The 22,016-nt window shown below is 52.3% G+C and carries 25 protein-coding genes and 1 tRNA gene; 8 read left to right on the forward strand and 18 right to left on the reverse strand.

Features of this window, described 5'->3' with window-relative positions; translation table 11 throughout:
• Nucleotides 1-4: 4 nt before the first annotated feature.
• Nucleotides 5-580, reverse strand: a complete 576-nt coding sequence (locus ACU6TU_RS04445; protein ID WP_447143375.1) for a hypothetical protein — start codon at nucleotides 578-580, stop codon at nucleotides 5-7.
• A 128-nt stretch (nucleotides 581-708) separates the two neighbouring features.
• On the opposite strand from ACU6TU_RS04445, the gene ACU6TU_RS04450 reads away from it, so the two are divergent.
• From ACU6TU_RS04450 to ACU6TU_RS04465, 4 genes are all read left to right on the forward strand, one after another.
• Nucleotides 709-785: transfer RNA gene (locus ACU6TU_RS04450), tRNA-Ile, on the forward strand.
• Between the two features lie 1,052 nt (nucleotides 786-1,837).
• The gene (gene gapS4a / locus ACU6TU_RS04455) at nucleotides 1,838-2,788 is read left to right on the forward strand and encodes a GapS4a family protein (RefSeq protein WP_447143376.1); all 951 of its coding nucleotides are present in this window, start codon (nucleotides 1,838-1,840) and stop codon (nucleotides 2,786-2,788) included.
• On the forward strand, nucleotides 2,778-3,896 hold the full coding sequence (gene gapS4b, locus ACU6TU_RS04460; RefSeq protein WP_447143377.1) for a GapS4b family protein: 1,119 nt from the start codon (nucleotides 2,778-2,780) through the stop codon (nucleotides 3,894-3,896). Before gapS4a ends, gapS4b begins: the two co-directional genes overlap by 11 nt.
• 143 nt (nucleotides 3,897-4,039) lie before the next feature.
• On the forward strand, nucleotides 4,040-4,642 hold the full coding sequence (locus tag ACU6TU_RS04465; RefSeq protein WP_447143378.1) for a hypothetical protein: 603 nt from the start codon (nucleotides 4,040-4,042) through the stop codon (nucleotides 4,640-4,642).
• 206 nt (nucleotides 4,643-4,848) lie between these two features.
• Here the strand turns inward: ACU6TU_RS04465 and ACU6TU_RS04470 are convergent, their stop codons facing one another.
• The 9 genes from ACU6TU_RS04470 to ACU6TU_RS04510 form a co-directional block, all read right to left on the reverse strand.
• Nucleotides 4,849-5,121, reverse strand: a complete 273-nt coding sequence (locus ACU6TU_RS04470) for a helix-turn-helix domain-containing protein (protein WP_447143379.1) — start codon at nucleotides 5,119-5,121, stop codon at nucleotides 4,849-4,851.
• Nucleotides 5,122-5,228: 107 nt separating this feature from the next.
• On the reverse strand, nucleotides 5,229-6,833 hold the full coding sequence (tnpC, locus tag ACU6TU_RS04475; RefSeq protein ID WP_447143136.1) for an IS66 family transposase: 1,605 nt from the start codon (nucleotides 6,831-6,833) through the stop codon (nucleotides 5,229-5,231).
• Nucleotides 6,834-6,877: 44 nt separating this feature from the next.
• Nucleotides 6,878-7,234, reverse strand: coding sequence for an IS66 family insertion sequence element accessory protein TnpB (gene tnpB, locus ACU6TU_RS04480; RefSeq protein ID WP_447143135.1), 357 nt, complete (start codon nucleotides 7,232-7,234; stop codon nucleotides 6,878-6,880).
• Complete coding sequence (locus ACU6TU_RS04485; RefSeq protein WP_447143134.1) at nucleotides 7,231-7,443, reverse strand: hypothetical protein; 213 nt, start codon at nucleotides 7,441-7,443, stop codon at nucleotides 7,231-7,233. Before ACU6TU_RS04485 ends, tnpB begins: the two co-directional genes overlap by 4 nt.
• Before the next feature lie 34 nt (nucleotides 7,444-7,477).
• Nucleotides 7,478-7,795 (reverse strand): type II toxin-antitoxin system RelE/ParE family toxin, encoded by a 318-nt coding sequence (locus ACU6TU_RS04490; RefSeq protein WP_447143380.1) that lies wholly within the window; start codon nucleotides 7,793-7,795, stop codon nucleotides 7,478-7,480.
• Between the two features lie 556 nt (nucleotides 7,796-8,351).
• Entirely contained in the window at nucleotides 8,352-8,648 is a 297-nt protein-coding gene (gene nadS / locus ACU6TU_RS04495) for a NadS family protein (protein ID WP_447143381.1), read from the reverse strand.
• Nucleotides 8,645-8,824, reverse strand: a complete 180-nt coding sequence (locus ACU6TU_RS04500; protein ID WP_447143382.1) for a type II toxin-antitoxin system RelE/ParE family toxin — start codon at nucleotides 8,822-8,824, stop codon at nucleotides 8,645-8,647. The genes nadS and ACU6TU_RS04500 overlap by 4 nt, the downstream gene beginning before the upstream one ends.
• Nucleotides 8,825-9,116: 292 nt before the next feature.
• Nucleotides 9,117-9,398: a type II toxin-antitoxin system RelE/ParE family toxin gene (locus ACU6TU_RS04505; protein ID WP_447143383.1), complete on the reverse strand. Its 282-nt coding sequence runs from the start codon at nucleotides 9,396-9,398 to the stop codon at nucleotides 9,117-9,119.
• Nucleotides 9,395-9,679: a CopG family ribbon-helix-helix protein gene (locus ACU6TU_RS04510; protein ID WP_447143384.1), complete on the reverse strand. Its 285-nt coding sequence runs from the start codon at nucleotides 9,677-9,679 to the stop codon at nucleotides 9,395-9,397. The genes ACU6TU_RS04505 and ACU6TU_RS04510 overlap by 4 nt, the downstream gene beginning before the upstream one ends.
• 367 nt (nucleotides 9,680-10,046) lie before the next feature.
• Between ACU6TU_RS04510 and ACU6TU_RS04515 the strand changes: the two genes are divergently transcribed.
• On the forward strand, nucleotides 10,047-12,047 hold the full coding sequence (locus ACU6TU_RS04515) for a TonB-dependent siderophore receptor (RefSeq protein ID WP_447144180.1): 2,001 nt from the start codon (nucleotides 10,047-10,049) through the stop codon (nucleotides 12,045-12,047).
• 28 nt (nucleotides 12,048-12,075) lie between these two features.
• Here the strand turns inward: ACU6TU_RS04515 and ACU6TU_RS04520 are convergent, their stop codons facing one another.
• Genes ACU6TU_RS04520 through ACU6TU_RS04530 form a run of 3 tightly spaced genes read right to left on the reverse strand, consistent with a single transcriptional unit; the run spans nucleotide 12,076 to nucleotide 13,654 of the window.
• Entirely contained in the window at nucleotides 12,076-12,408 is a 333-nt protein-coding gene (locus tag ACU6TU_RS04520) for an AzlD domain-containing protein (RefSeq protein ID WP_447143385.1), read from the reverse strand.
• Nucleotides 12,408-13,127 (reverse strand): AzlC family ABC transporter permease, encoded by a 720-nt coding sequence (locus ACU6TU_RS04525; protein WP_447143386.1) that lies wholly within the window; start codon nucleotides 13,125-13,127, stop codon nucleotides 12,408-12,410. The genes ACU6TU_RS04520 and ACU6TU_RS04525 overlap by 1 nt, the downstream gene beginning before the upstream one ends.
• The gene (locus tag ACU6TU_RS04530; protein ID WP_447143387.1) at nucleotides 13,127-13,654 is read right to left on the reverse strand and encodes a helix-turn-helix domain-containing protein; all 528 of its coding nucleotides are present in this window, start codon (nucleotides 13,652-13,654) and stop codon (nucleotides 13,127-13,129) included. Before ACU6TU_RS04530 ends, ACU6TU_RS04525 begins: the two co-directional genes overlap by 1 nt.
• A 166-nt stretch (nucleotides 13,655-13,820) precedes the next feature.
• On the opposite strand from ACU6TU_RS04530, the gene ACU6TU_RS04535 reads away from it, so the two are divergent.
• On the forward strand, nucleotides 13,821-14,297 hold the full coding sequence (locus tag ACU6TU_RS04535) for a nucleoside deaminase (RefSeq protein ID WP_447143388.1): 477 nt from the start codon (nucleotides 13,821-13,823) through the stop codon (nucleotides 14,295-14,297).
• A gap of 80 nt (nucleotides 14,298-14,377) precedes the next feature.
• On the opposite strand, the gene ACU6TU_RS04540 is transcribed toward ACU6TU_RS04535, so the two are convergent.
• A complete protein-coding gene (locus ACU6TU_RS04540; protein WP_447144181.1) occupies nucleotides 14,378-14,713 on the reverse strand; it encodes a septal ring lytic transglycosylase RlpA family protein in 336 nt (111 codons plus the stop codon).
• 300 nt (nucleotides 14,714-15,013) lie between these two features.
• On the opposite strand from ACU6TU_RS04540, the gene ACU6TU_RS04545 reads away from it, so the two are divergent.
• Nucleotides 15,014-15,571: a cytochrome b gene (locus ACU6TU_RS04545; protein WP_447143389.1), complete on the forward strand. Its 558-nt coding sequence runs from the start codon at nucleotides 15,014-15,016 to the stop codon at nucleotides 15,569-15,571.
• Here ACU6TU_RS04545 and ACU6TU_RS04550 read toward each other — a convergent pair.
• Nucleotides 15,543-16,451 (reverse strand): LysR family transcriptional regulator ArgP, encoded by a 909-nt coding sequence (locus ACU6TU_RS04550; protein WP_447143390.1) that lies wholly within the window; start codon nucleotides 16,449-16,451, stop codon nucleotides 15,543-15,545. The two genes, ACU6TU_RS04545 and ACU6TU_RS04550, sit on opposite strands and share 29 nt — an antisense overlap.
• 123 nt (nucleotides 16,452-16,574) lie before the next feature.
• Here ACU6TU_RS04550 and ACU6TU_RS04555 point away from each other — a divergent pair, with 123 nt between their 5' ends.
• Nucleotides 16,575-17,189 (forward strand): LysE/ArgO family amino acid transporter, encoded by a 615-nt coding sequence (locus tag ACU6TU_RS04555; RefSeq protein WP_447143391.1) that lies wholly within the window; start codon nucleotides 16,575-16,577, stop codon nucleotides 17,187-17,189.
• Between the two features lie 33 nt (nucleotides 17,190-17,222).
• Here ACU6TU_RS04555 and ltaE read toward each other — a convergent pair whose 3' ends face one another.
• From ltaE to ACU6TU_RS04570, 3 genes are all read right to left on the reverse strand, one after another.
• On the reverse strand, nucleotides 17,223-18,239 hold the full coding sequence (ltaE, locus tag ACU6TU_RS04560; protein WP_447143392.1) for a low-specificity L-threonine aldolase: 1,017 nt from the start codon (nucleotides 18,237-18,239) through the stop codon (nucleotides 17,223-17,225).
• 646 nt (nucleotides 18,240-18,885) lie between these two features.
• The gene (locus ACU6TU_RS04565) at nucleotides 18,886-20,382 is read right to left on the reverse strand and encodes an NAD(P)(+) transhydrogenase (Re/Si-specific) subunit beta (protein WP_447143393.1); all 1,497 of its coding nucleotides are present in this window, start codon (nucleotides 20,380-20,382) and stop codon (nucleotides 18,886-18,888) included.
• Between the two features lie 16 nt (nucleotides 20,383-20,398).
• A complete protein-coding gene (locus tag ACU6TU_RS04570; RefSeq protein WP_447143394.1) occupies nucleotides 20,399-21,973 on the reverse strand; it encodes a Re/Si-specific NAD(P)(+) transhydrogenase subunit alpha in 1,575 nt (524 codons plus the stop codon).
• Between the last annotated feature and the right edge of the window lie 43 nt (nucleotides 21,974-22,016).

Here is a 22,016-nt window from a genome sequence, read left to right on the forward strand (position 1 = left end):
CGGGTTAACGGTTGACCAGCAGGGCGTTCAGGGTAATCGGCACCTGCTCATCAATGTTCCGGTAACCCAGCAACGACAGCACGGTACGCACCGTGCTGTTCTCCATCAGCATGCGGCCACTCAGCACCATGGGCTCGGCATGGGTCACCCGCACCTCGTTCAAGCCCTCACGGGTAAAGCGCAGCGGCACCGCCTCTTCCTGGTTGATCAACTCGGTTTGTACCCGAAAGGAGAGGGTCTCCACCATGGACTCACCAATATCCAGATTATCCAACCGCTCTGGTGGCATTTGCGCCATCAGCGTGACCAGCGGGGTATTGGCCAGCAAACCCACCCAAGGTGGGAGATCGCCAAACCGGCTGAGCAGATCCGTCTGACTCAAGCGCAGCGGCAAACGCAGGGTGCCATCGGCAGAAATATCGCCCTGCAAATCGCTCACCTGATGATGATGCGTTTGTGGGGTATCGCCATCTAACTGAGTAATAGACGCCTGCACCTGAGACTGGCCAGGGTCCAGCTGCCAGTCCGCATGAACCGGCACCGCCAACAACAGCGGGAAAAGAGCAATCAAAGCTTTCACAGCGCGTCTCCGCATTAAGGACTTATCACCAGACCCGCAAATGCAAAAAAAGTGCCACCCTCACCGCAAGATAGCGTTGAGAGGGGTAGCCTCGCCCGATCACATTCGCTATTATATGCACGCATTTCGGGCCTATAGCTCAGTTGGTCAGAGCAGGGGACTCATAATCCCTTGGTCGTAGGTTCAAGTCCTACTGGGCCCACCATTTTTCAATGACTTACAAGCCAAAATCCCCCTTCTAGCTGTACTTTTCTCCGAAAGTGTCAACAAAGTGTCCACGCATGTTTAAGCGTACGACGTTTTCGGCATTTCTTTGCGCCAAACTTGGCACTGTATTTACAAAGCCCCGGGCACGCCTCGTCTCGCTGCTGCCATTCCTCTATGACGAGCTGTGTTTCGCCCTCAAGAGTGGCACTGCTATCAATCTCATTACACCGCTTATCAGTCGATATCGACTTTAGCTTACCTGCCGTTGGAGCCCCGTGACGAGGCATTACAACGCTGTCGCGAGGGACTAAAGCGCTCGGCTGCCAGGCGTGCGCTGGAAGCTCGCCAACATTCATAAGATGCAACCCGACAAGCACCGTCAGTCACTGAAGCTATTGGAGCAGGCATTGGGTAGGCTTCGCCAATGATGCGGCATGCCCTGGTGGTTTAACGGCCTAAGTAGACTTCCTATTGTATCCTTGAAGCGCTAGGCTGTTATGCATAATTACACCAAGCGCAGGTGATGACACGGCGAGCAGCAGGTGAGCCCAGTTCAAGTGGGGGATACCAAAGGCATGACGATCTGCGGCTAGGGGGTGATTACTGCTTTACCCCGTTCAGCAAGATGGGCTACCCCGGAAGCAGCGCCCGACCGAGATCATCAATAAGCTTCAACGACCTTTACGGCACGGAGTTCAGAGGCGGGGGGCAGTCTACGCTTCGCAAATGGCATCGAGTGATATGAGGCGGTGATGGCCTATGCGTGCAGCGAGGGAGGTCAGGTAGTGGCTTTTGTGCTGAGCAGCAATTCACGGAAGGGGCCTATTACGATTGATCACGATCCTGAGCCGACATGCGGGAAAGATAGCAGGCACGTTCATTGGTTTTTTTACTGTCTACCTATACTTAATTTTCCAATAGATTGATATAAATTTTGTATGCGGGAAAAAATCGGGGAGAGCGTGATCGTTAAAGTGGTCTACTATGGATGCTATATATTTTAATATTATGCAATAAGTCTTTTAAGTCAGCGAAAAAAAGGAGTTATAGATGGGTGAGAAGTCGAAAAAAATTGGGGAAATTGGCGAAAATATTGTCGGAAACTTCTTTCACCTATTAGGATGGGAAGGAGCTTTGTCAGGGCAGGTTCTTCCTTGTAAAAAGCCAACGAAACACGCAAGGCAAGGTTCAAAGAGTGGAGCAAGAGAATCGCACGGAATTGATTATCTGTATTGCTACAGAAGCCCTCTTGAAGGCTCAACTGCAGAGAGTGCGGTTATTTCAGTGAAGCACTCTGGAAATCCATATGAGAGTAATCCTAAATCAACCTTTAAGTCTCACGCCAAGGATCTTGTTGAAACGCTAGAATGTTACAAACATTCTGAACTAAAAAAACATCAACAGGAATTGATTGGTAGAACGACAAAAAGCAGGGATTCTGGAGTTCTTTTCTGGCTATCAAGCAGTGACGATACATATGATGACGTCGTCTCTAAAATAGCCAATTCACGGCTTGACCCTGAGTGGAATTTCGAGTCGTTCCATGTTGTCGATAATCACCGTATAAGCTTTATCTTCGACGCCATATCTTATTTGAAACGGGAGTATGGAGACAGCCGGTTGTATTATTACTATCCTGAGACGTCCTTGAGCTACGTTGACAAGTCAATTTCTAGGTTTGGGAAGGTGTTCCCTCTGGATTTTTTAACATCTCCAATAATTCCCATGATTATTCGAGCAGAGTCCGAGCATGACCAAGATACTTTTTGCTTAGCGAGCATCGAGGGTTTTGCACAAGACTCTCTCCGCAGGCTCATTCAGGCGTCGAAAGAATACACTCAAGACATGAGTTGCAGCTTACTATTTTTATTTCCGAATTACATTCAGTCGAACCACGGTGATGCAGTCAAGAAAGCAGCTACTGGATTTGAAAGCGATATTTATACTCGCATAAAGGTGGCAAGCTATCGCCCAGATTACAGGAGTCTTAATGATGAATAATAACGAAGAGGTGCTTCTTCCAACTAGGGATTTTCTACGCCAACTGATAGGACAAACGAAGGTAAAGAATATTGAGCTGAAAAACGTTTTACGTGCGAGAGGGGTTTTTACTGGCTCAGACCAGAAGGAAGCTAGCGGACCTATTATTATCAAAACGGGCTTATCCCCATTTGAGTATGTTGACCTCCGAGAAAGCTATAGAACAAAGGAGGAGTCACCTAAATCAAAAACAAGAACTATTAGCTGGGACTCCGAAGACAGTCTTCTTGATTCCTTGCCTGAAGCAATTGATCACGAAACGTTGCTTAATGACCAATTTGGAGTTCTAAGTGTCTCAAGCATGTCCAATTTCACGACGCTGGATGATAATCCGGACCACATCTACATGGATTTTCAAATAGATAGACGTGATCCGGTGAAGAATTGGGGGGAAAACACGGTCACTCATAGTGGTAGCGTTGAAATACGCAAGAGCGACGACGGAAAGTCGCTAAAAATTTCATTGTCTCATACTGCACCCGAAACAGTTAACTTTGGTAATAAGGTCTCCTCCTCCCTGATAAGACACTTCAAGAATGAAGGTCACATCAAGCAGAGTGATGACGTAAAAATAATCAGATATTCAGATTTTACAAATGAATCTCGCGTCTCATTCTTGAATGATCTTACTCAGAAAGTGAAACATTCAATGCTTAGATTTGTTGATACGAGGGATATACATTTTTCGCCAGATCATAGCGTTTCTAATCCGCCAGTCAATATTGCCTGGATGAAAGACAAAATAGAAGACATGAAAATGAAGGGGCAAGGGCTTCATTCGACATTTTTCGTAACTGATAAGTCAATTCATCCATATATACAGCTATTTGGACTCCAGTGTGATTATGAGTTTGAAGGAGATGATTGCACTGGGACATGCAGAATACAATTTGAATTTTCTGAAAAAGATGAGCCCGTTGGTGGCGAACTAACACTGAATCTCTCAATGCTCAAACTTGAAGCCAATGAAGAAGGACTTTCAAGAAGTGTTGTTAGTAAGCTAATAATCGAGTCTCTTGAAAGATACAAAATGGAGGCATATGAAAAGCATAGAGCAAAAGATGCATAACAAAGCCGTAAACATGGGCTTATTTTCGTTCGTTCCGCCCAATGCGAATCGCCGGTTACGGCCGGCTTTATATCAGGACAATCTAAGTGTTCGCTCCTGGCCGTATTAAGACAGACAAAATTATGCAATTATAGGATTATGTTATGAGTTATTTAAATCAGTTCGTTGATTCAATAAGGTTTCTGGAAAGGTTTGAAAAAAAACAAAAGAAGCAAGGTTTTAACTATGAGGATTTTTCTCGCGATATTGAGAGAAATTGTTTAGATAAAGACCTGCAGGATTTTTTGGATAAGAACCTCGGTTATGCTGCAGATGGCTTTATACGTAACTCTCCTAGTAATCTTGCAAATCTATGTCATAGTGTTTCGCAACAGTTTTATGATAACTGGATGTCGCAAGAAATAGGGAATATTGCCCCGGTTGCAATAACTGTCGGGAACGTTAAGTACAGAGGAAAGGAAATTTATAAGGTTTCAAGGTCGTCTGTGAAAAGGGTAATGGCAAAAGGATTCTGTCCCAATGAAAGTCTAGAGGTTCATGTTTGGTTAACGTTCTCAAATATGACAGTGTTAGACTTGACGATTGTTCCTACACTGATATCAAAAGGCTTAGCTAGTTCAAGCGATTTTGGTGATCGTCGTTATGTAATCTGGAAAGAAGATGGGGGCTCAAACTTCGAATACATCCCCATTCTTCAGCATAATAATTTCATGTATGTGGTGGACAGGGTTGCGGGCCACGCATAAAAAAGCATTGCAGCGGAAAAGTCGCTGAACACGTCGTTAAATCAGAGGCGACTAAAAGACCGCTCTTGGCCGATAAGGGTCATACCAAATTGGGTAGTTTTCTTTACACGTAGTGAACGCCTACCAAAGGCCTTGTAACTGACGGTTTTGCGTAAAGAAATCGCGTAAATATTTCTACGTGCAGAACATGAGTGGTTTTAAGCGACTTAAAGTACGCGCATTTCGACATGCAGCCCCGCCGCTACCACCATGTTCACCAGTGTATCGAGACCAAATAGGTGGATTTTGCCACACATCAGGTCGGACACCCTGGGTTGAGTGACGCCCAGCCGCTTAGCAGCTTCGACCTGTGTCCAGCCCTGCCGGTTAATGTGCTGCTCAAGGGCCATCATCAGACCGGAGCGAAGCTTCATATTTTCCGCTTCGGCGGCAGTGTCCTCGATGGCGTCCCACACGCTTTCAAAAGTCTCATTACTCATCGTTTCACCTCGCTTAGCAAGGCGCGGTATCTGGCTTCGGCCAGTTCGAGATCCGCCTTACTCGTCTTCTGTAAGCGCACCACTAACCACATCTAGGCAGGCACTTTTCAAGCAGGTAATGTTTCCTTCCAGTGCCAGGGGAGCAGCGTACTGAGTTCATCATCATTGAGCGTGGGCAGCGTTTCGAAGACGTACTGCAGGTAGTCATAAGGCGAGAGGCCGTTGGCTTTGGCTGTTTCGATCAGGCTGTAGATTGCCGCGCTCGCTTGCGCTCCGCTTGGCGTGTGGCTGAACAGCCAGTTCTTGCGGCCGACCACGAAGGGGCGGATGGCATTTTCGGCCGGATTGTTATCCAGCGGGATGCGACCATCATCAAGGAAGCGGGTCAAGCGCGGCCACTGGCCATCCAGGTAATACAGGGCTTTCCCTAGCGTGCTTTTGGGCAACACCTGAGCTAAGGACTTATCGAGCCAGGTACGCAGTTGGGTGATCAAGGGTCGGCTCTGTTTGTCGCGTAGCGCCTGACGCGCCTCCGGCTCCAGTGACCGGGCCTGTTTTTCAACGCCATAGAGTTTGCTGATCTGGTTCAGCGCCCACCCGGCCTTGCCGGTTTTATTCTTCGGCTGCGCTTTCTGAGCCTCGATGAACTTGCGGCGAGCATGCGCCCAACACCCGGCATGAGTGATGCCATTACGCCGCACGACTTCGGCATAACCTTCATAGCCGTCGGTGACCAGGCAGCCGTTGTAATCACCCAACAGGCGTAGGGGCACGCGCCCGGCACGGCTGGGGTCATAGTCGAACAGCACTACCTGTTGTTCAGGTGGCCCACCGCGTTGCACCCACATGTAGGAGTTGGCACTGGCCTTACGGCCTTCTTCCTGATTGACCTGCAGGGTGGTCTCATCCATGTGGATCAGCGGGGCGTTCAACAGTTGCTTACGTAACGTCTCTATCAGCGGTAAGAGGCGCTCGCCTGTCTGCACCATCCAGCGCGCCAGCGTGTTGCGCGGCAGATGGGCACCGTGGCGGGTAAATATCTGGCTCTGCCGGTAAAGCGGCAAGGCATCCTGGTATTTGGCCGTGGCCACGTACGCCAACAAGGTAGCACTGGCATTGCTTTTGGGCAGGAGTTTGGCCGGTGCCGGGGCGGTCTTGACGTTTTCTTCGCAGGTTGGGCAGGCATATTTACGCCGCACATGACGGATCACTTCCACCCGGGCGGGTACCACGTGAAGCTCTTCACTGACCTCTTCACCGATGACCTTAAGCTCGGTACCGTCCTCAGTGCAGCAACGTTCGGTGTCGCCCAGCTCATGAACCACCTCGACGCGAGGCAGTTCAGGCGGCAAGGCGACACGTCCGCCGCGGGTACGCTTTTTGGCCGTGGCCGTGGCATTATCGGCCGATATGTCATCAAGAGTGGCGTCCTGCGCCTGAGCATCATTAGCTTCCGCGCCGTCTTCATCGACGATGAGTTCGGCCTCATTGATCAGCAGATCTCCCTGCTGAATGCCGTACTTTTCTGTGGAAGGGCCGAACGTGCGTTCCAACGCCAGTCGGAACTGCTCATAAAGGGACTGCTTCGTCGCTTCCCACTGCGCCTCTTTTTTCTCCATCAGGCGATGAAGTTGAGCGTTCTCATCTTGCAGCGCCTGTATTTGGCGCTGCAGTTGAGAGACGTCCTGGGCGGGGGGAGCGGTGTTTTTCATGCGTTAAAGTGTATCAAAAAGCCCGTTGAAAGTAGAGCAAAAAATCAGCCAACACGCTGAAAATCCAGTGCTTTATGAGGCTGCATGACGTTCAGGTCATAGCCGTCCAGTAACCAGTTGAGTTCTTGTCCGCTCAGCGTCACGGACTCTCTTTCCAGGTGCGTTGGCCACTTGAATCGCTCACGCTCCAGGCGCTTATACCAGACCACAAAGCCATTACGCTCCCAGAACAGGAGTTTAATTTTGTCTCGCTGGCGATTACCAAAGACAAACAGCGCTTTATCAAACGGGTTCAGTTCCATTGCCTCCTGAACCAGCAACGCCAGGCCATCCATCTGCTTGCGCATATCGACGGGCTCGCGGCAAAGGTATACGGTCAGGTCAGTACTGGGGCGGATCATGGCGTCACCGCCACTTGCACAAACCGGGCAGGACGATGACGAGCTGGCACCGGCAAACCGCGCACATTCAAGCGTTTTTCCCAGAGCAACAGATCGGCTAAGGTGAGCCCCTGTTGTGTCGCGTACTCGCTGAGGGGAATCTCCCGAACAGAAGCGTGATAAAGATGCCCGAGCCAAAACGCCTGCATGGCATTGAGTTCTTGGACCATGAGAATCTCCTGGATAAAGAAAGCCTCAGTGTGGTCAGCAAAACTCAGGTTGAGAAGATGTGGTTAGTGGCGCGCTTACCGTCTTCTGGGTTTTCTTCTGGAAGCAGTGCAGGACATAGACAGCTTCGGCGAGCTTGGCTACATAGATCACTCGAAATGCACCACTAGCGTCTCTGACGCGAATTTCCCGCATGCCCTGACCAACGGTGGCCATTGGCTTCCAGTCGTTCGGATCAAGCCCTCTTTGCACCTTGTCGAGCTGGTAACCTGCTTCCTGCCGGACAGTCGCCGGGAAAGCGCGGAGATCGGCTAGGGCGCTGCCTCGGAAATTTAGGGGCTTATATTCTGACATGATGTAAGTATACAAAGTTCTGTATAGTTCGCAATGTAGGTGCTTCCAATAGGCATGCTGTTCGAAAGAGGTGAGGACCCCAAATCACTACAGCAGCGGTACACACAACAGCTCCACATGCTATCCTCAATTTTCGCTAACCTACTGATTTCAAAAAACTGTACCTTTCGCTCGTTTACGGTTGGTTTTCCTTTTTTCTTAGTGGTTTATGGTTTTAAAAGCAAGTTCATAATCCCTTGGTCGTAGATTCAAGTCTTACTGGGCCAACCATTTTGATTCTGCTTTTTAAGCAAGGGATTATGAGTCCCTTGACCCTGAGCTTCCCCGTCATTTTTGCCTTTTTTTGTTTATTTCTTTTTGTTCGCGCTCAATGGCTTGTCAACGAGGCATGCAGCACTCGCTGCCCTGGATTCATAGAATAACCGCAGCTTTTTGGATCTTACAGTAGAGAAAGGAAGGCCAACGCCGGTACTCTCTTAACTTTACCAACCAAAGTGAAGTAGAGCATGGGGCAAGCTGACCCAGTGAACCAAGGTTGCCTTTATTTTACTTACGATCAAAATAAGACATTAATGCGAAGCAAGCTCGTTGAAAAAGCGGGGTTGTCCTGAATCGTCGCCAACACTTTAGCGGCTAATCCCGTCGGGTTACGGCGCTTGGTTTCCCAGCTTTTGATGGTGTCTACACTGGTTCCCATCGCTTCAGCAAACTCCGCCTGAGAGACGTGAAGCTTGGCGCGAATAGCTCGTACATCAGCCACTTCATGGCGTGTGATGCGGCTTGCCTGTGCTTTGCCTTGTTTGATCTCAACGGCTTCCTGCAACGATGTTTGCAATTCGTCAAAAATGCTCATCTGGAAACCTCCCCCTTCAATTGGTGGGTCAGTGTTTTCAATGTGGCCTTTTCAGCAGGCGTTAAGCTGTCCTTCACGCTCTTGGGGTAGGCCAGTATCAGGTGGATTCTCTCTGCCGTTGCCAAAAAGTAGATTATCCTGGCACCGCCGCTCTTGCCTTGGTTGCCTAATGCCATTCGTATTTTACGTAGCCCACCCGTGCCCTGAATCAGGTCACCTTTGTTGGGCTGAGCAATCAGAGTACGTTGCAGCTCATTTAATTCGTTGTCTGTGGCAATGGCCTGGGAACGTCGGGGGTTTCGATAAATTCAATCGCATGACTCACGTTAGGGCGTTCCTTTAGCCAGTGCGTATTTAGGTGTACATAGTACATTTTTGGTTATCAACTATCGATACTATATTTTGCTGCAACTGGCAGTGATTTGGTTGCCAACTGGTCGCTGCTTGGTTGTCTGTTGCGGTTTATCCCTAAACTGGAGGCCATTGGCGAGCCGTATGCACCACATTCAGAATACGCACCTGCTTCCCCACAATGTCGTACACAAGCATATAGTTGGGATGGACGACCAGCTCTTGAGTATCCGAAGCGCGACCCGGTCGTCCGCTGCCAGGGTGATTTACCAGAATTGTGGCCTTCTCGGAAAACAGTTCATCTAGCGTCAAAGCCGCCAGTGGGTTTTCTGACTCTATGTAATCGTAAATGTCTTCACGATCCTGCATAGCCTCTGGCGTCCAAACCAACTCCATCATTTAGTCTTTGATAGATGGGCGCGAGTAGCGGCACGTCTGGCTGCAAATTTGGCTTCAACATCGGCTGCTGGGATTAGATTGCCTGCTTCCGCAGAGGCCCGTGATTGCTCTACCTTGGCAATTAACCAAGCGTCATAATCCTGTGTTTGCTGCTGCGCCACATAGTTGCGCATAAAATCACGCAGAAGCTGCGCCCCTGTGCGGTCGTGGGCCTTGGCTGCAATGGCAAATTCTGTTTTAAGCTCTTCATCGACCCGAAAAGTGAAGGTGGCATCGGTCATGGAGCATATCCTCATGTGTTACACAGTACTTATATTGTAGCACTGTAAGTAGGCTATGCATCTTCTCGTATCCTCTTGCTTAGTTCCTCCACTTAGCTTGTCTCAAAAGTCGCAGGCTTGCCGCCTGGTGATTGTTTTGTTGTGTGTGCTTTCATCACTTCCCAATAGCGCCTTTTCAACAAGCCTCTGTTCTCAAAGCTTGTTTGCAATTATTGCGTGTGTGAATAAAAATACTTATCATTAGCTTTATTGTAAAGTTCCCCTTCATATTTGTTGAGACCTTCCCATGCTCACTACGTCCATGCCGTTTTCTGTCGCGCCGCTGACGGCGGCGGTGCGCCGTTCATTGCTGGTGTCGCTCGGTGGAATGCTGAGTGTTGTGCCGCTGGTGGCGTTCGCTCAAGAAGAACGTGTTGCTAACGATCCCGTCGTCGTCACTGCCACTGCGTTGAAAGTGGATACGCCGTTGGTAGAAACACCGCGCCCCGTTTCAAGTGTTGGCCGTGAAGAGCTGGAAGCCCGCAACGTTCAGCAATTGGATGAAACCTTCCGCTATCGGGCAGGGGTGCTTTCAGGGCATTTCGGCAGCGATAACAACACTGATTGGTTCAAGGTGCGTGGGTTTGACCAATCTACTTACCAGGATGGCTTGCGGATTTATCGCGAAGGTTTTTATCAGTGGCTGCCGGAGCCATTTGGCTTGGAGCGGGTGGATGTGTTTAAAGGGCCATCGTCTATTCTTTATGGCGAAGCGCCGCCTGGGGGCTTAATTAATGCAGTCAGCAAACGCCCTACGCAAACGCCTCAAGGTGAGGTGAACGTTCAGTTCGGCAACCGCGATCATCGCCAGTTAGGCATTGATACCAGCGGCCCGGTGGGGGAGAGCGATAAGGTTCGTTACCGTTTGGTTGGCCTTTATAAGGAGCGTGATGGGGATCTGAATGGGACTCACAACGAGCGTTATTACGTTGCGCCGAGTTTGGCGGTCGATGTCAGTGACGATACAACGGTGACGTTTCTGGCCAGCGTGCAAAAGGATGACGGTGTTCCGGTTAACGCCTTCAAGCTGCCTTATGGCACGGTGCAGGACACACCCTTTGGCCGTGTCGACCCGCAAACCAACCTGAGCGAGCCAGGGTATGATAAAGGTAACCGCACCCAGTGGGCGTTAGGCTATGAGTTACGCCATCAACTTAGCGACACCTGGCGCTTCGAGCAGGATTTACGCTACAGCAAGCTGGATTTAGAACTGCGGAGTACCTACGCCTTCTTTATGGCTGATGAGCGGGAGGCGGCACGCGGTCATGTGTACCGCGATGGCACAATTGATAGCTGGACAGTCGACAACCGCATGGTGGGAACCTGGTACACCGACCGCACAGAAAACACGCTGCTGCTGGGGGCGGATTATCAGAACCTTGGGGTGAGTGGCCAGGAAGCGGACCCGTTCCCGTTCGGCGACCCGATCGATATCTTTAATCCGACTTACGGCAACTTTACGCCGGTTGGGGCTGAGGATTTGCTCACCCGCGAGATCGATAAAGAGCAGACCGGGCTGTATGCACAAAACCAGCTGCGCCTCGATGACCGCTGGGTGCTGTTGGGCGGCGTCCGCTATGATCAGGCAGATACCGAAAATAGTAACGTTACTTCGGGAACAACCCAGCGCTCAGACGATGACCAGGTCTCCTGGTCAGGTGGGGCGATGTACTTGGGCGAAAATGGCGTTAACCCCTATATCAGCTATACCGAGTCGTTTGATCCGTTGGGACGCGTGGATAGCGAGGGCGAGCTTTATGAGCCCCGCGAGGGGCAACAGTGGGAAGCCGGTGTCAAAGTCGCGCCCTTTGGTTGGGATGGCTACGTAACCGCCGCTGTGTTTGACCTGCAAGAGAGCAATACGCTGGTTAACTCGCCGAGTGGTTTTCAGGTGCAGGAAGGTGAACGTACCTCTCAAGGGTTTGAGTTGGAAGGCGTGGGTTACCTGACGGACGATTTGAAAGTGACGGCGGCATATACCTACACGGACTCGCGCCTTGAAGATGACAAGCGTGCGCCGTTAATACCTCGTCATCAGGCATCTACGTGGTTGGATTATGCCTTCACAGGCGATGCCTTTGAGGGTTTGAGCTTAGGCGGTGGCGTGCGTTATGTGGGTGGCACGGTAGACACCAGCGTAGCGGATAACACCGCAGTGGGGAGTTATACACTGATGGATGCGATGGTCGGTTATGAATTTGCCGATGGTTGGCAGGCTCAGGTCAATGTTAACAACCTGACCGATAAGGAGTACGTGGCAAGCTGTGAATACTGGTGCTATTACGGCGAGTCCCGCAGCATTATCGGGAGTGTTAAATATCGCTGGTAGCCGTAGGCGCGTTGGATGAGCAGGCGTTTTAAAGCGTCGCGACGATCTCCACCAAACCAAACGCCGCGACCCCGGCAGCCACTGGCCAGCCCAGTGAACGTAGCCGCCGCCATACTATCAGCGTGACACAAAGCCCGATGGCGGTGGCGAGCCAGGAAATGGCGCTTGGGTTAACGGGCACAGTGGAAACCCCCAGCACGGCAGCAATCATTAATGGGCCTAGAATGCCAAGCCATTGAGGCATGGCGTTAATGTCAGCGTCGCTCCCCAGGCGGCGCTGCATCCACAGGAAAGGCACCACGCGCATCAGCAGGGTACCAATAGCGGAAACCGCGACGGCTAGCCATAGCTCGATACTCATTATGGTTGTCCCCGTTTTTGAAATTTAACCATGTAAAAGCACAGCGCCCCGCAGGCAGCAGCAAGAGGGATGGCGACATTACTCCACCCCGAAAGGGTCAAGCCTAACGCGGCCAGAATGGTGCACCCCATGGCGGCAGCCCAGCGTTTATCAGTGAAGCGCGGTGCTACCATGGTGAGAAAGAGAGCAGGTAAAGCGAAGGGCATGATCTCTCCCAGCAGTGGCCAGCGTGTAGTGAAGGCTTCCCCTGCTGTAGCGCCGACGGCAGTCCCGATAATCCATACCCCCCATGCAAGTAGCGACGAACCCACAAACCAGCTAAAACGCTTAACCTCGGGGAGCTGAGGAAGCCGGGTTAAGGCCAGGGCGAATACTTGGTCGGTGAGGCCATGCATTAACCACGGCCAGTGGCGGCTGCGCGGCAGCAGCTCGGCTAGGTTAGGTCCATACACCACATGGCGGACATTAATCAGCAACGTCATTGCCACCACCAGCCAGAGTGGTGCGCCTGTCACGATCATGCCGACAAACAGAAACTGCGAAGCCCCAGCGTAAATCAGTGTAGAAATAGCCGTAGCTTCGAAGGTGCTGAAGCCAGCCTGGCTGGCTACCAAACCAAACGATAGTGCCACCGGTATATAGCCGCCTAACAGCGGAATGGCCTCCCTTACGCCTTGTAGCGCACTACGCCACGGTGAATGGCTGGCAGGTTGGTTCATTAGGCGTCCCCTTGTTCGCCGTAAGTCACGGTGAGTAGCATGGTGGCTTCCTGGTCTTCGGTACGGTATAGATGAGGCTTGTCAGCACGGAAGGTGAGGCTCTCGCCAGGGGTTAACGTGGTAACCGCTCCCTCTGGACCTGCTTCTAACCAGCCGCTAATCAGTGTCAGTGTTTCTTTAGTGCCCAATGTATGCGCTTCAGCCTGGCGCAGAGTATGCGGAGCGCAGCGCATCCAATAAGCATCGACCTGGGGCGAGCCTTTCCCCTGGTCAATTAACTGAACCTGTACGCCATCTTCCCCAAGGGGCACGGAAATCGGAGCGACCAAGGTGCCGAAAGGAACATTCAGCTGCACAGCCAACCGCCAGATGGTATCTAAAGTAGGGTTGCCATTACCCTGCTCCAGGCGGCATAAATTGGACTTGGCCATGCCCGCTGCATTAGCAAGATGAGAGAGTGACCAGCCGCGCGCTTGACGTAGTGACTGCAAGTGCTGACCTAATGTGCTTGAAGATTTCTCATCCATTTTTCAGCTCATGTCTGTGGCTTAATTATTATTTACATTGTTTGTTCTATATAAAGAACAGACGTATGTCAATCACTGGCACGTTTTGCCTTCGCTTACGGAAGCGTCTTGTACGATTTCACAACGAGCCGCTATGGTGAGACATATCCCATTGACGGAGATTGTGATGATTAACGCGACTGATATGGTTCATCTGCAACGTTGCATCGAACTGGCTGAGGAAGCGCTGGAGGCTGGAGATGAGCCGTTCGGTAGTATTCTGGTGGGAGCTGACGGTGAGGTGCTGGCGGAAGATCGCAACCGAATCGCGGGAGGAGACGCCACACAGCACCCCGAGTTTTCGTTGGCGCGATGGGCAGCGAATCATATGAGTGGGGTGGAGCGTGCCAGTGCGACAGTCTATACATCGGGGGAACATTGCCCTATGTGTGCAGCAGCCCATGGCTGGGTTGGGTTAGGGCGGATTGTGTACGTCAGCTCAACCGAGCAGTTAAGCCGCTGGTTGAGTGACTGGGGCGTTGCGCCTCCACCCGTTGCCACACTGCCTATTCAGCAGGTGGTGCCGGGGTTAGTGGTTGATGGCCCATGGAGCGAAATGGCAGAAAAGATGCAGTCGTTGCATCGTCGCTGCCACCAGAAGTGATTCAGGTAATAAAAAATGCCGGCTCATCGGGGAGAGCCGGCATTGTTGATTTTTTGTTGGCAGAGCTGTCGGGGCTGTGATTAATCGGTCTGTGTGATGAGTACCGGGGCAACGCCGCGATTCAACATGCCGAGTTTTTGAGCAGCACTTTTGGACAGGTCAATCACACGGCCTTTAACAAAAGGGCCTCGATCGTTAATAACAACTTCGACTTCTTGACCGGTATCAGAACGAACAACGCGGACCCGAGTGCCAAAAGGCAGACTTTTATGTGCCGCAGTTAATTCCTGCTGGTTGAAAGTCTCTCCGCTGGCGGTGGTTCTGCCATGAAAGTAGTCGCTATAGTAAGAAGCAACGCCTTGTTGAATAATGTCATCTGACTCGTTGGCATAGGTGTTAGTGGATACGCCAAACATTAGCATGATAAAACATAAAAGTGGGGTGATACGTTTTGTAACTGCCATGGAAATCCCTCATGCAGTAGATATTGCAATATCACATTCATAGATAAAATGCGACCATTCGCTAATGATACTCGCTGTGGTATTTTTAGGCAAGTTTGCCCGCTTTTGCGGCCATTTCCACGATGATGTGCGAAGTTAACGTAACGCCTTCCTGGGTGAGGTAAGCAACTGTTTATCCAGCGTAAAGGGTGGGTTCTAGCGAAAGATTGAAAACAATGAGTTTCACGGATTAAACACCTGGGAGAGATGCCGATGCACGAACTTGACTACTATATTTACCCACACCGCGTCCTGCACTGGCTGGTGGCAGCCTGTGTTGTTTTATCCCTGGCAAGCGGTGCCCTGCTGGGAACGCTGGGCTACGAAGGTACGGTAGCGCTTGTCGGGCAGGGCGTCACCAACCTGCTATATACGGCACATAAGACGCTCGGCGTTGGGATACTGCTATTGATGACGTTACGCATCATCACGCGATGGGTGTTTGTCGTGCCGGATCACGAGCCTCCTCTGAATGCCTTTGAGCGTATTGTGAGCACCAGTGTTCATCATCTGCTTTACCTGGCGTTGATCATTATGCCGGTCCTTGGCTGGTGGGCTACGGCAGCAGGCGGTTTTCCAGTACAGTTTTTTCAGTGGACATTGCCGCCGCTAGTGAGTGAAAACAAAGCGTTATCGGAAACGCTTTACCTTTGGCATGGTCGCCTTGGGTGGGTCATTCTCGCCTTGATTGTGCTACACGTTATGGGCGCGCTTTATCACTGGCTCATTAAGCGCGATAACGTCATGAAGCGCATGAGCCTGTTTGAATAGCGTCGCACGGGTTGTTGAGCACGACTCGTTCGAGCTCTTGCGTCAGGTGTTGAATGACATTGCCGCTGTGGCGCCAGTAGTGCCAGAAAAGGGGAACCTGAAGCGTTTGCGATGGTGCAATGCTGACCAGTTCCCCGTTTTTAATCAGTGCCTTTGCTTGCATGGAGGGGATCATGCCGTATCCCATGCCTGCAGCGGCCAGACGCACAAAGCCTTCCGAAGATGGGCATAAGTGATAAGGGAAATGCCCGTGATAGCCACTTTGCGCCATAAATCTGTGTTGTAGCTGGTCATTCGGCCCATAAACGATGGCGGGGGCCTGAGCTAATGCATCAGGGGTGATGCCGTCAGGGAAATAACGTTGCCGGTAGTCGGGCGTGGCTAACGGCTGATAATGCATATCACCGACCTTTTGGCAGCGAGCCCCGGCCACCGGAGTGGGGGTGGCGCATAAGCAGGCGGCAACATCACCATCACGCAGACGCTTCAACCCGACATCCTGGTCTTCAATCACAAGATCAATCAAAACGCCGTGCTGCTGACAACACTCAGCCACTGCCTCGGCCCACCAGGTGGCCAGGCTGTCTGCATTGAGGGCAATGCGCAGGCGCGGTGCCGCCACGTCGAGTGTGGGAAGCGCACCACGCAGATCGCGTTCTAACAGCTGTACCTGCTGATAGTGGGTGAGTAGGCGTTGCCCTGCTGGTGTGGGTGCCAATTGAGGATGTCTTACTAGCACAGGTTGGCCAAGGCGTACTTCCAGAGTCTTGATCCGCTGTGATACCGCCGATTGTGATAGGCCGATGATTTCCCCCGCGCGTTCAAAGCCCCCACATTCCACGACGGTTGCCAGGGCGTGAAGTAGTTTGTAGTCCAGCATCAGGTGATCCGTAAAATAGATATAAGAAAAATTAATGCAGTATTAGCATGATGATTTTTCGAAATAAAAGCCAGGCGTTATGCTGCGACGTATTGAGGCAATCACACAACAACGAGGCGGATCATGTGGGAAAGTTATTTAACGGGCGTTTTTGTTAGTGGCGGCATCATTATGGCGATTGGTGCACAGAATGCTTATGTGCTGGGAGTCGCCATTCGTCGCGAGCATCATTGGTGGTCGGCGGGTATGTGCATCAGTGCCGATATCGCTTTGCTATCGGCTGGGATGTTTGGAGTCAGTGCATTATTGCTATCCATGCCCAGTGCGATGGAGGCGCTGCGCTGGGTCGGCGTCGTGTTCCTGAGTTATCTGGCGGCCATGGCCTTTTTCCGAACGGCAACAGGGCGTCAGGGCTTGAGCGCACAGGCCGAAAAGGGGCGCAGTCTCACGAGAGTGTTGTTGGCAACGCTGGCAGTAACCGTGCTTAACCCTCAGGTCTATCTGGATACCTTGCTATTGATTCCTGCCATCGGCGCGCAACAGACCAATGCCATGACGTTTGTCGCAGGAGCGGCAACCGCCTCCATTGGGTGGTTCAGTTTATTGGCCTGGGGCGGTGCCCGGTTGTCGCCCTGGCTTTCCCGCCCGAATGTGTGGCGCCGTATCGATGGCGTGATTGGCGCCATGATGGCCGCCGTCGCCATTCAGCTGGCGCTCGGCAGCGAGTGGCTTGCCTAATATAAGCAAGGCAGTAATCGATACAAGAGTGGCTCAATGGTGTTGGAAATATGCCTCAACGGCAGAAACGACGTTATCAATATCGTCATCGTTGATGTCACGATGTATCACCAGTCGTGTAGTGTCCTTGCTGTATAGAGGTTCTATCAGGATGTCGTGCGTGCTCAACCAGCGGGTGAGGGTATCAAGGTGCTCTGTGGGGAAACGCACAAACAGCATGTTGGTTGCCTGTGAGGCAATGCTGATGCCGGGAAGGTTTCCAAGCGCTGTTGCCAGGCTGGCTGCCCGCTGATGATCATCGGCTAACGTACTGACATGATGTTCCAGCGCATGCTGACAGGCGGCTGCAATGATCCCTGACTGGCGCATGCCGCCGCCGACCATCTTGCGCCAGCGTCGCGCACGGTCAATCAGCGCTTGTGAACCCACCAATGCCGAGCCGACAGGCGCCCCTAACCCTTTGGAGAAGCACAATGAAACGCTATCAAAGGGTGAACACAGGGCTTGAATAGGAGTGTGACTGGCAACGGCAGCATTGAACAGGCGAGCGCCATCGAGATGGGTGGCCAGGCCATGCTGACGAGCCAGTTCTGTTGCCTGCTGAACATAATCAGCGGCCAGTATTTTGCCACTGATCGTATTCTCAAGTGCCAGCAAACGGGTACGGGCAAAATGAAAATCATCGGCTTTGATTGCCGCACTGATTTTTTCCAGCGGCAAGCTGCCATCCGCAGCGTTTTCGATAGGTTGCGGTTGAATACTCCCCAATACGGCAGCACCACCTCCTTCATAGCGATACGTATGTGCCGATTGGCCAACAATATATTCGTCACCGCGTTCACAATGAGCCATCAGGGCGACCAGATTACTCTGTGTGCCAGTAGGGAAAAGCAGGGCAGCTTCTTTGCCGGTTTCCTCGGCAAGACGTTGCTGAAAGGCATTAACGCTGGGGTCATCACCCCATACATCATCGCCTACAGGGGCTTCTTGCATGGCGGCATACATAGCTTTAGTGGGTCGGGTGACGGTATCACTGCGAAGATCAATCATTTAGCCTCCTTTGGGTTTAAGAGAAGTCCTTGATAGCGGCTCTTTAAACTATTCCTAACAACCATTCCATACAGCCAGTCCTTAAAACCAGTCCTTAAAACCAGCCCTTGAAACCAGTCCTTGAAACCAGTCCTTGAAACCAGTCCTTGAAACCAGTCCTTGAAACCAGTCCTTGAAACCAGCTATAGGGAACTGCTTTCAAGAAATGCGCTGAAACCAACTGGAAAAATACTTTTAGCAACGTACTCGAAAAAAGCCAGTGTGAACATCTTCTTAACCGTAAAAAGGTATGCGTTCCGGTATGCCGGACAGCAAAACGCCGGACAATGATCCGGCGTACATGGCGATAGCAAAGCGATAAAGCGCTATCCTTTGAAATAACTGATCCATGCATTAGTGAGGGCCGTTTGGTATTCCGCCTGACGTAACCAGGCGCGAAGAACCTCGGTATCAAAGGTAGGGTGGCTGATAAGTATTGACATAGTGAGACTCCTCCAGGGGGTGTCCCAACCAGTATAGACCTTTTTTGTTGCTATGCAGCATTTTATTTTTCTAATGCTTATTGACAATAAAAAACGCCCCCGAAGGGGCGTTATAGGCGCTTACAGATGCCGAACGGTTAACGAACGGCCTTTCTGGTTAAGGCTTAATCGATCTGCGGGAGCAGTGATCCGATGGTGGACTTGGCATCGCCATAGAACATCCGTGTATTGTCCTTGAAGAACAGCGGGTTCTCGATACCCGAGTAACCGGTGCCCTGACCACGCTTACAGACAAACACCTGCTTGGCGTTCCACACCTCAAGTACCGGCATACCGGCAATCGGGCTATTCGGGTCGTCCTGGGCTGCCGGGTTAACGATGTCGTTGGAGCCAATCACGATAACCACGTCGGTTGAAGACAGGTCATCATTGATTTCGTCCATTTCCAGCACGATGTCGTAAGGCACCTTGGCTTCTGCCAGGAGTACGTTCATGTGTCCCGGTAAACGCCCTGCCACGGGGTGGATACCAAAGCGCACGTTCTTGCCTGCTGCGCGTAGCTTGCGGGTCAACTCACTCACCGCATTCTGAGCCTGGGCAACGGCCATACCGTAACCCGGTACGATCACCACGCTGTCGGCATCGTTGAGCGCAGCCGCCACACCGCTGGCATCAATAGCGACTTGTTCGCCTTCGATTTCCGCCGCCGGGCCGCTGGGGCCACCAAAGCCACCGAGGATGACGCTGACAAAACTGCGGTTCATGGCCTTGCACATGATGTAGCTCAGGATTGCGCCAGAGCTGCCCACCAGCGCGCCCACCACGATCAGCAGGTCATTGCCAAGGCTGAAGCCGATGGCCGCTGCTGCCCAACCGGAATAGCTGTTCAGCATGGACACGACAACCGGCATGTCTGCCCCGCCGATACCCATGATCAGGTGGTAGCCGATGAACAGTGCCAGCAGCGTCAGCAAGATCAGGGTCCAGCTGCCAGCGCCGCCCAGATAAGCAAACACCAGCACCAGAGACCCGATTGCCGCAGCCGCGTTCAGCATATGCCCGCCCGGCAATTTCTGCGCGGCGGTATTTACCCGGCCCGCCAGCTTGCCATAGGCGACGACCGAGCCGGTAAAGGTGACAGCACCGATCCAGATGCCCAGCACCAGTTCGACCTGCAGGATGGTGATTTCGACCGAGGATTTCTTGGCGATAAGCTGACCGAAAGACGACAGCCCGTCGCTGATACCCTGTGGCAGGCCGATGGCGGTATACCCGTCCGCTCCGACCGCGCCAAAGACCAGATCATTGGCTGCGTAAATACCCGCAATGGTGTTGATCATGATATCGGCATTGAAACCGACAATAACCGCCGCCAGCCCGACGAGGCTGTGCATGATCGCCACCAGTTCGGGCATTTGTGTCATCTGCACCTTGGTGGCCAGTTGGTAGCCGACGGCTGCGCCCAAGGCGATCAGCACGAGGGATCCCAGCCAAAGCCCTTGCCCCGGCCCGATCAGCGTGCCGATAATGGCGATCGCCATGCCGGCAGCGCCGTACCAGACGGCGCGTTTAGCGCTTTCCTGCCCGGACAGACCACCCAGCGAGAGAATAAAAAGAACTGCCGCGACCACATAGGTCGCAATCGTGAATCCGTATTCCATACTGTAATCCCCCGCTTTACGATTTCTGGAACATGGCGAGCATGCGCCGTGTCACGAGGAAACCGCCGAAAATATTGATCGACGCCATAAAGATGCCAGCCGCCGCCAGAACGGTAATCAGGAGGCTGGATGACCCGATCTGAATCAGCGCGCCCAGGATAACAATGGACGAAATGGCGTTGGTCACGGCCATCAGCGGCGTATGTAGCGAATGCGCGACATTCCAGATCACCTGGAAGCCGATAAAGACCGACAGCACAAATACAATGAAATGCTGCATGAAGCTGGCAGGCGCCACCAGGCCCACGGTCAGCAACAGCGCCGCCGCCACGGCAATAAGCGTTACCTGCTGCTTGGTCTGTGCCTTGAACGCGGCCACTTCCTTGGCGCGCTTTTCCTCCTGCGTCAGCTCTTTCACCTTTTCCTTCGGCTTGGCTGCTGCAATCGCCTTCACTTTTGGGGGCGGCGGCGGGAAGGTGACTTCTCCTTGATGGGTCACCGTCGCGCCACGAATCACATCGTCTTCCATGTTGTGATTGATTACGCCGTCCTTGTCCGGCGTCAGGTCGGCCAGCATGTGGCGTACGTTGGTGGCATACAGCGTGGAGGCCTGCGTCGCCATCCGGCTGGGGAAGTCGGTATAGCCGATGATGACCACGCCATTGTCGGTGACAACACGTTCATCCATCACGGTCAGGTCGCAATTGCCACCTTTTTCGGCTGCCAGGTCAATGATGACCGACCCCGGCTTCATCATCTGGACCATGTCTTCGGTCCACAGCTTAGGTGCGGGACGACCCGGAATAAGCGCTGTGGTGATCACGATATCGGTGTCGGGCGCGAGTTCGCGGAATTTTTCCAGCTGCTTCTCGCGGAATTCCGGGCTGGAGGGCGCAGCGTAGCCGCCTGTCTTGGCCCCATCCGCCACATCTTCTTCGAAATCCAGGAAAACGAATTCGGCACCCATCGATTCGATCTGCTCTGCCACTTCGGGACGAACGTCGAAGGCCAGCGTGATCGCCCCAAGCGAGGTCGAGGTGCCGATGGCGGCCAGCCCGGCCACACCAGCGCCCACGATCAGCACGCGCGCGGGCGGTATCTTGCCTGCCGCCGTCACCTGGCCGGTAAAGAAGCGTCCGAAATTATTACCCGCTTCAATTACCGCACGGTAACCGGCGATATTGGCCATGGAAGACAAGGCATCCATTTTCTGGGCGCGTGAAATACGCGGCACCATATCCATGGCAATGACGGAAGCACCCTGTTTCTTGCAGGTCTCCAGCATGGCTTCGTTCTGGGCAGGCCAGAAGAAGCTGATCAGCGTCTGACCTTCACGCAGGTAGTGGGCTTCCTGTTCGGAAGGTTCCCGCACCTTGATGACAGTATCAACTGCGTCCCAGAGGGCTTTGGCACCCTCAATGATGCTAACGCCGGCGTCTTTATAGGCAGAATCATCGAAACCGGCGGCTTTGCCTGCTCCGGTTTCAATAAAACAGTCGTGTCCAAGCTTTTGGAGTTGGAGGGCGCTTTCCGGAGTGAGCGCGACACGCGCCTCACCGGAAGCAATCTCCTTGGGTGCACCAATCTTCACGTTGGATCTCCCTAATTGGTTGTTTTGAGTGTGTAACAAAGTG

Source organism: Halomonas sp. LS-001 (genome assembly GCF_052983955.1).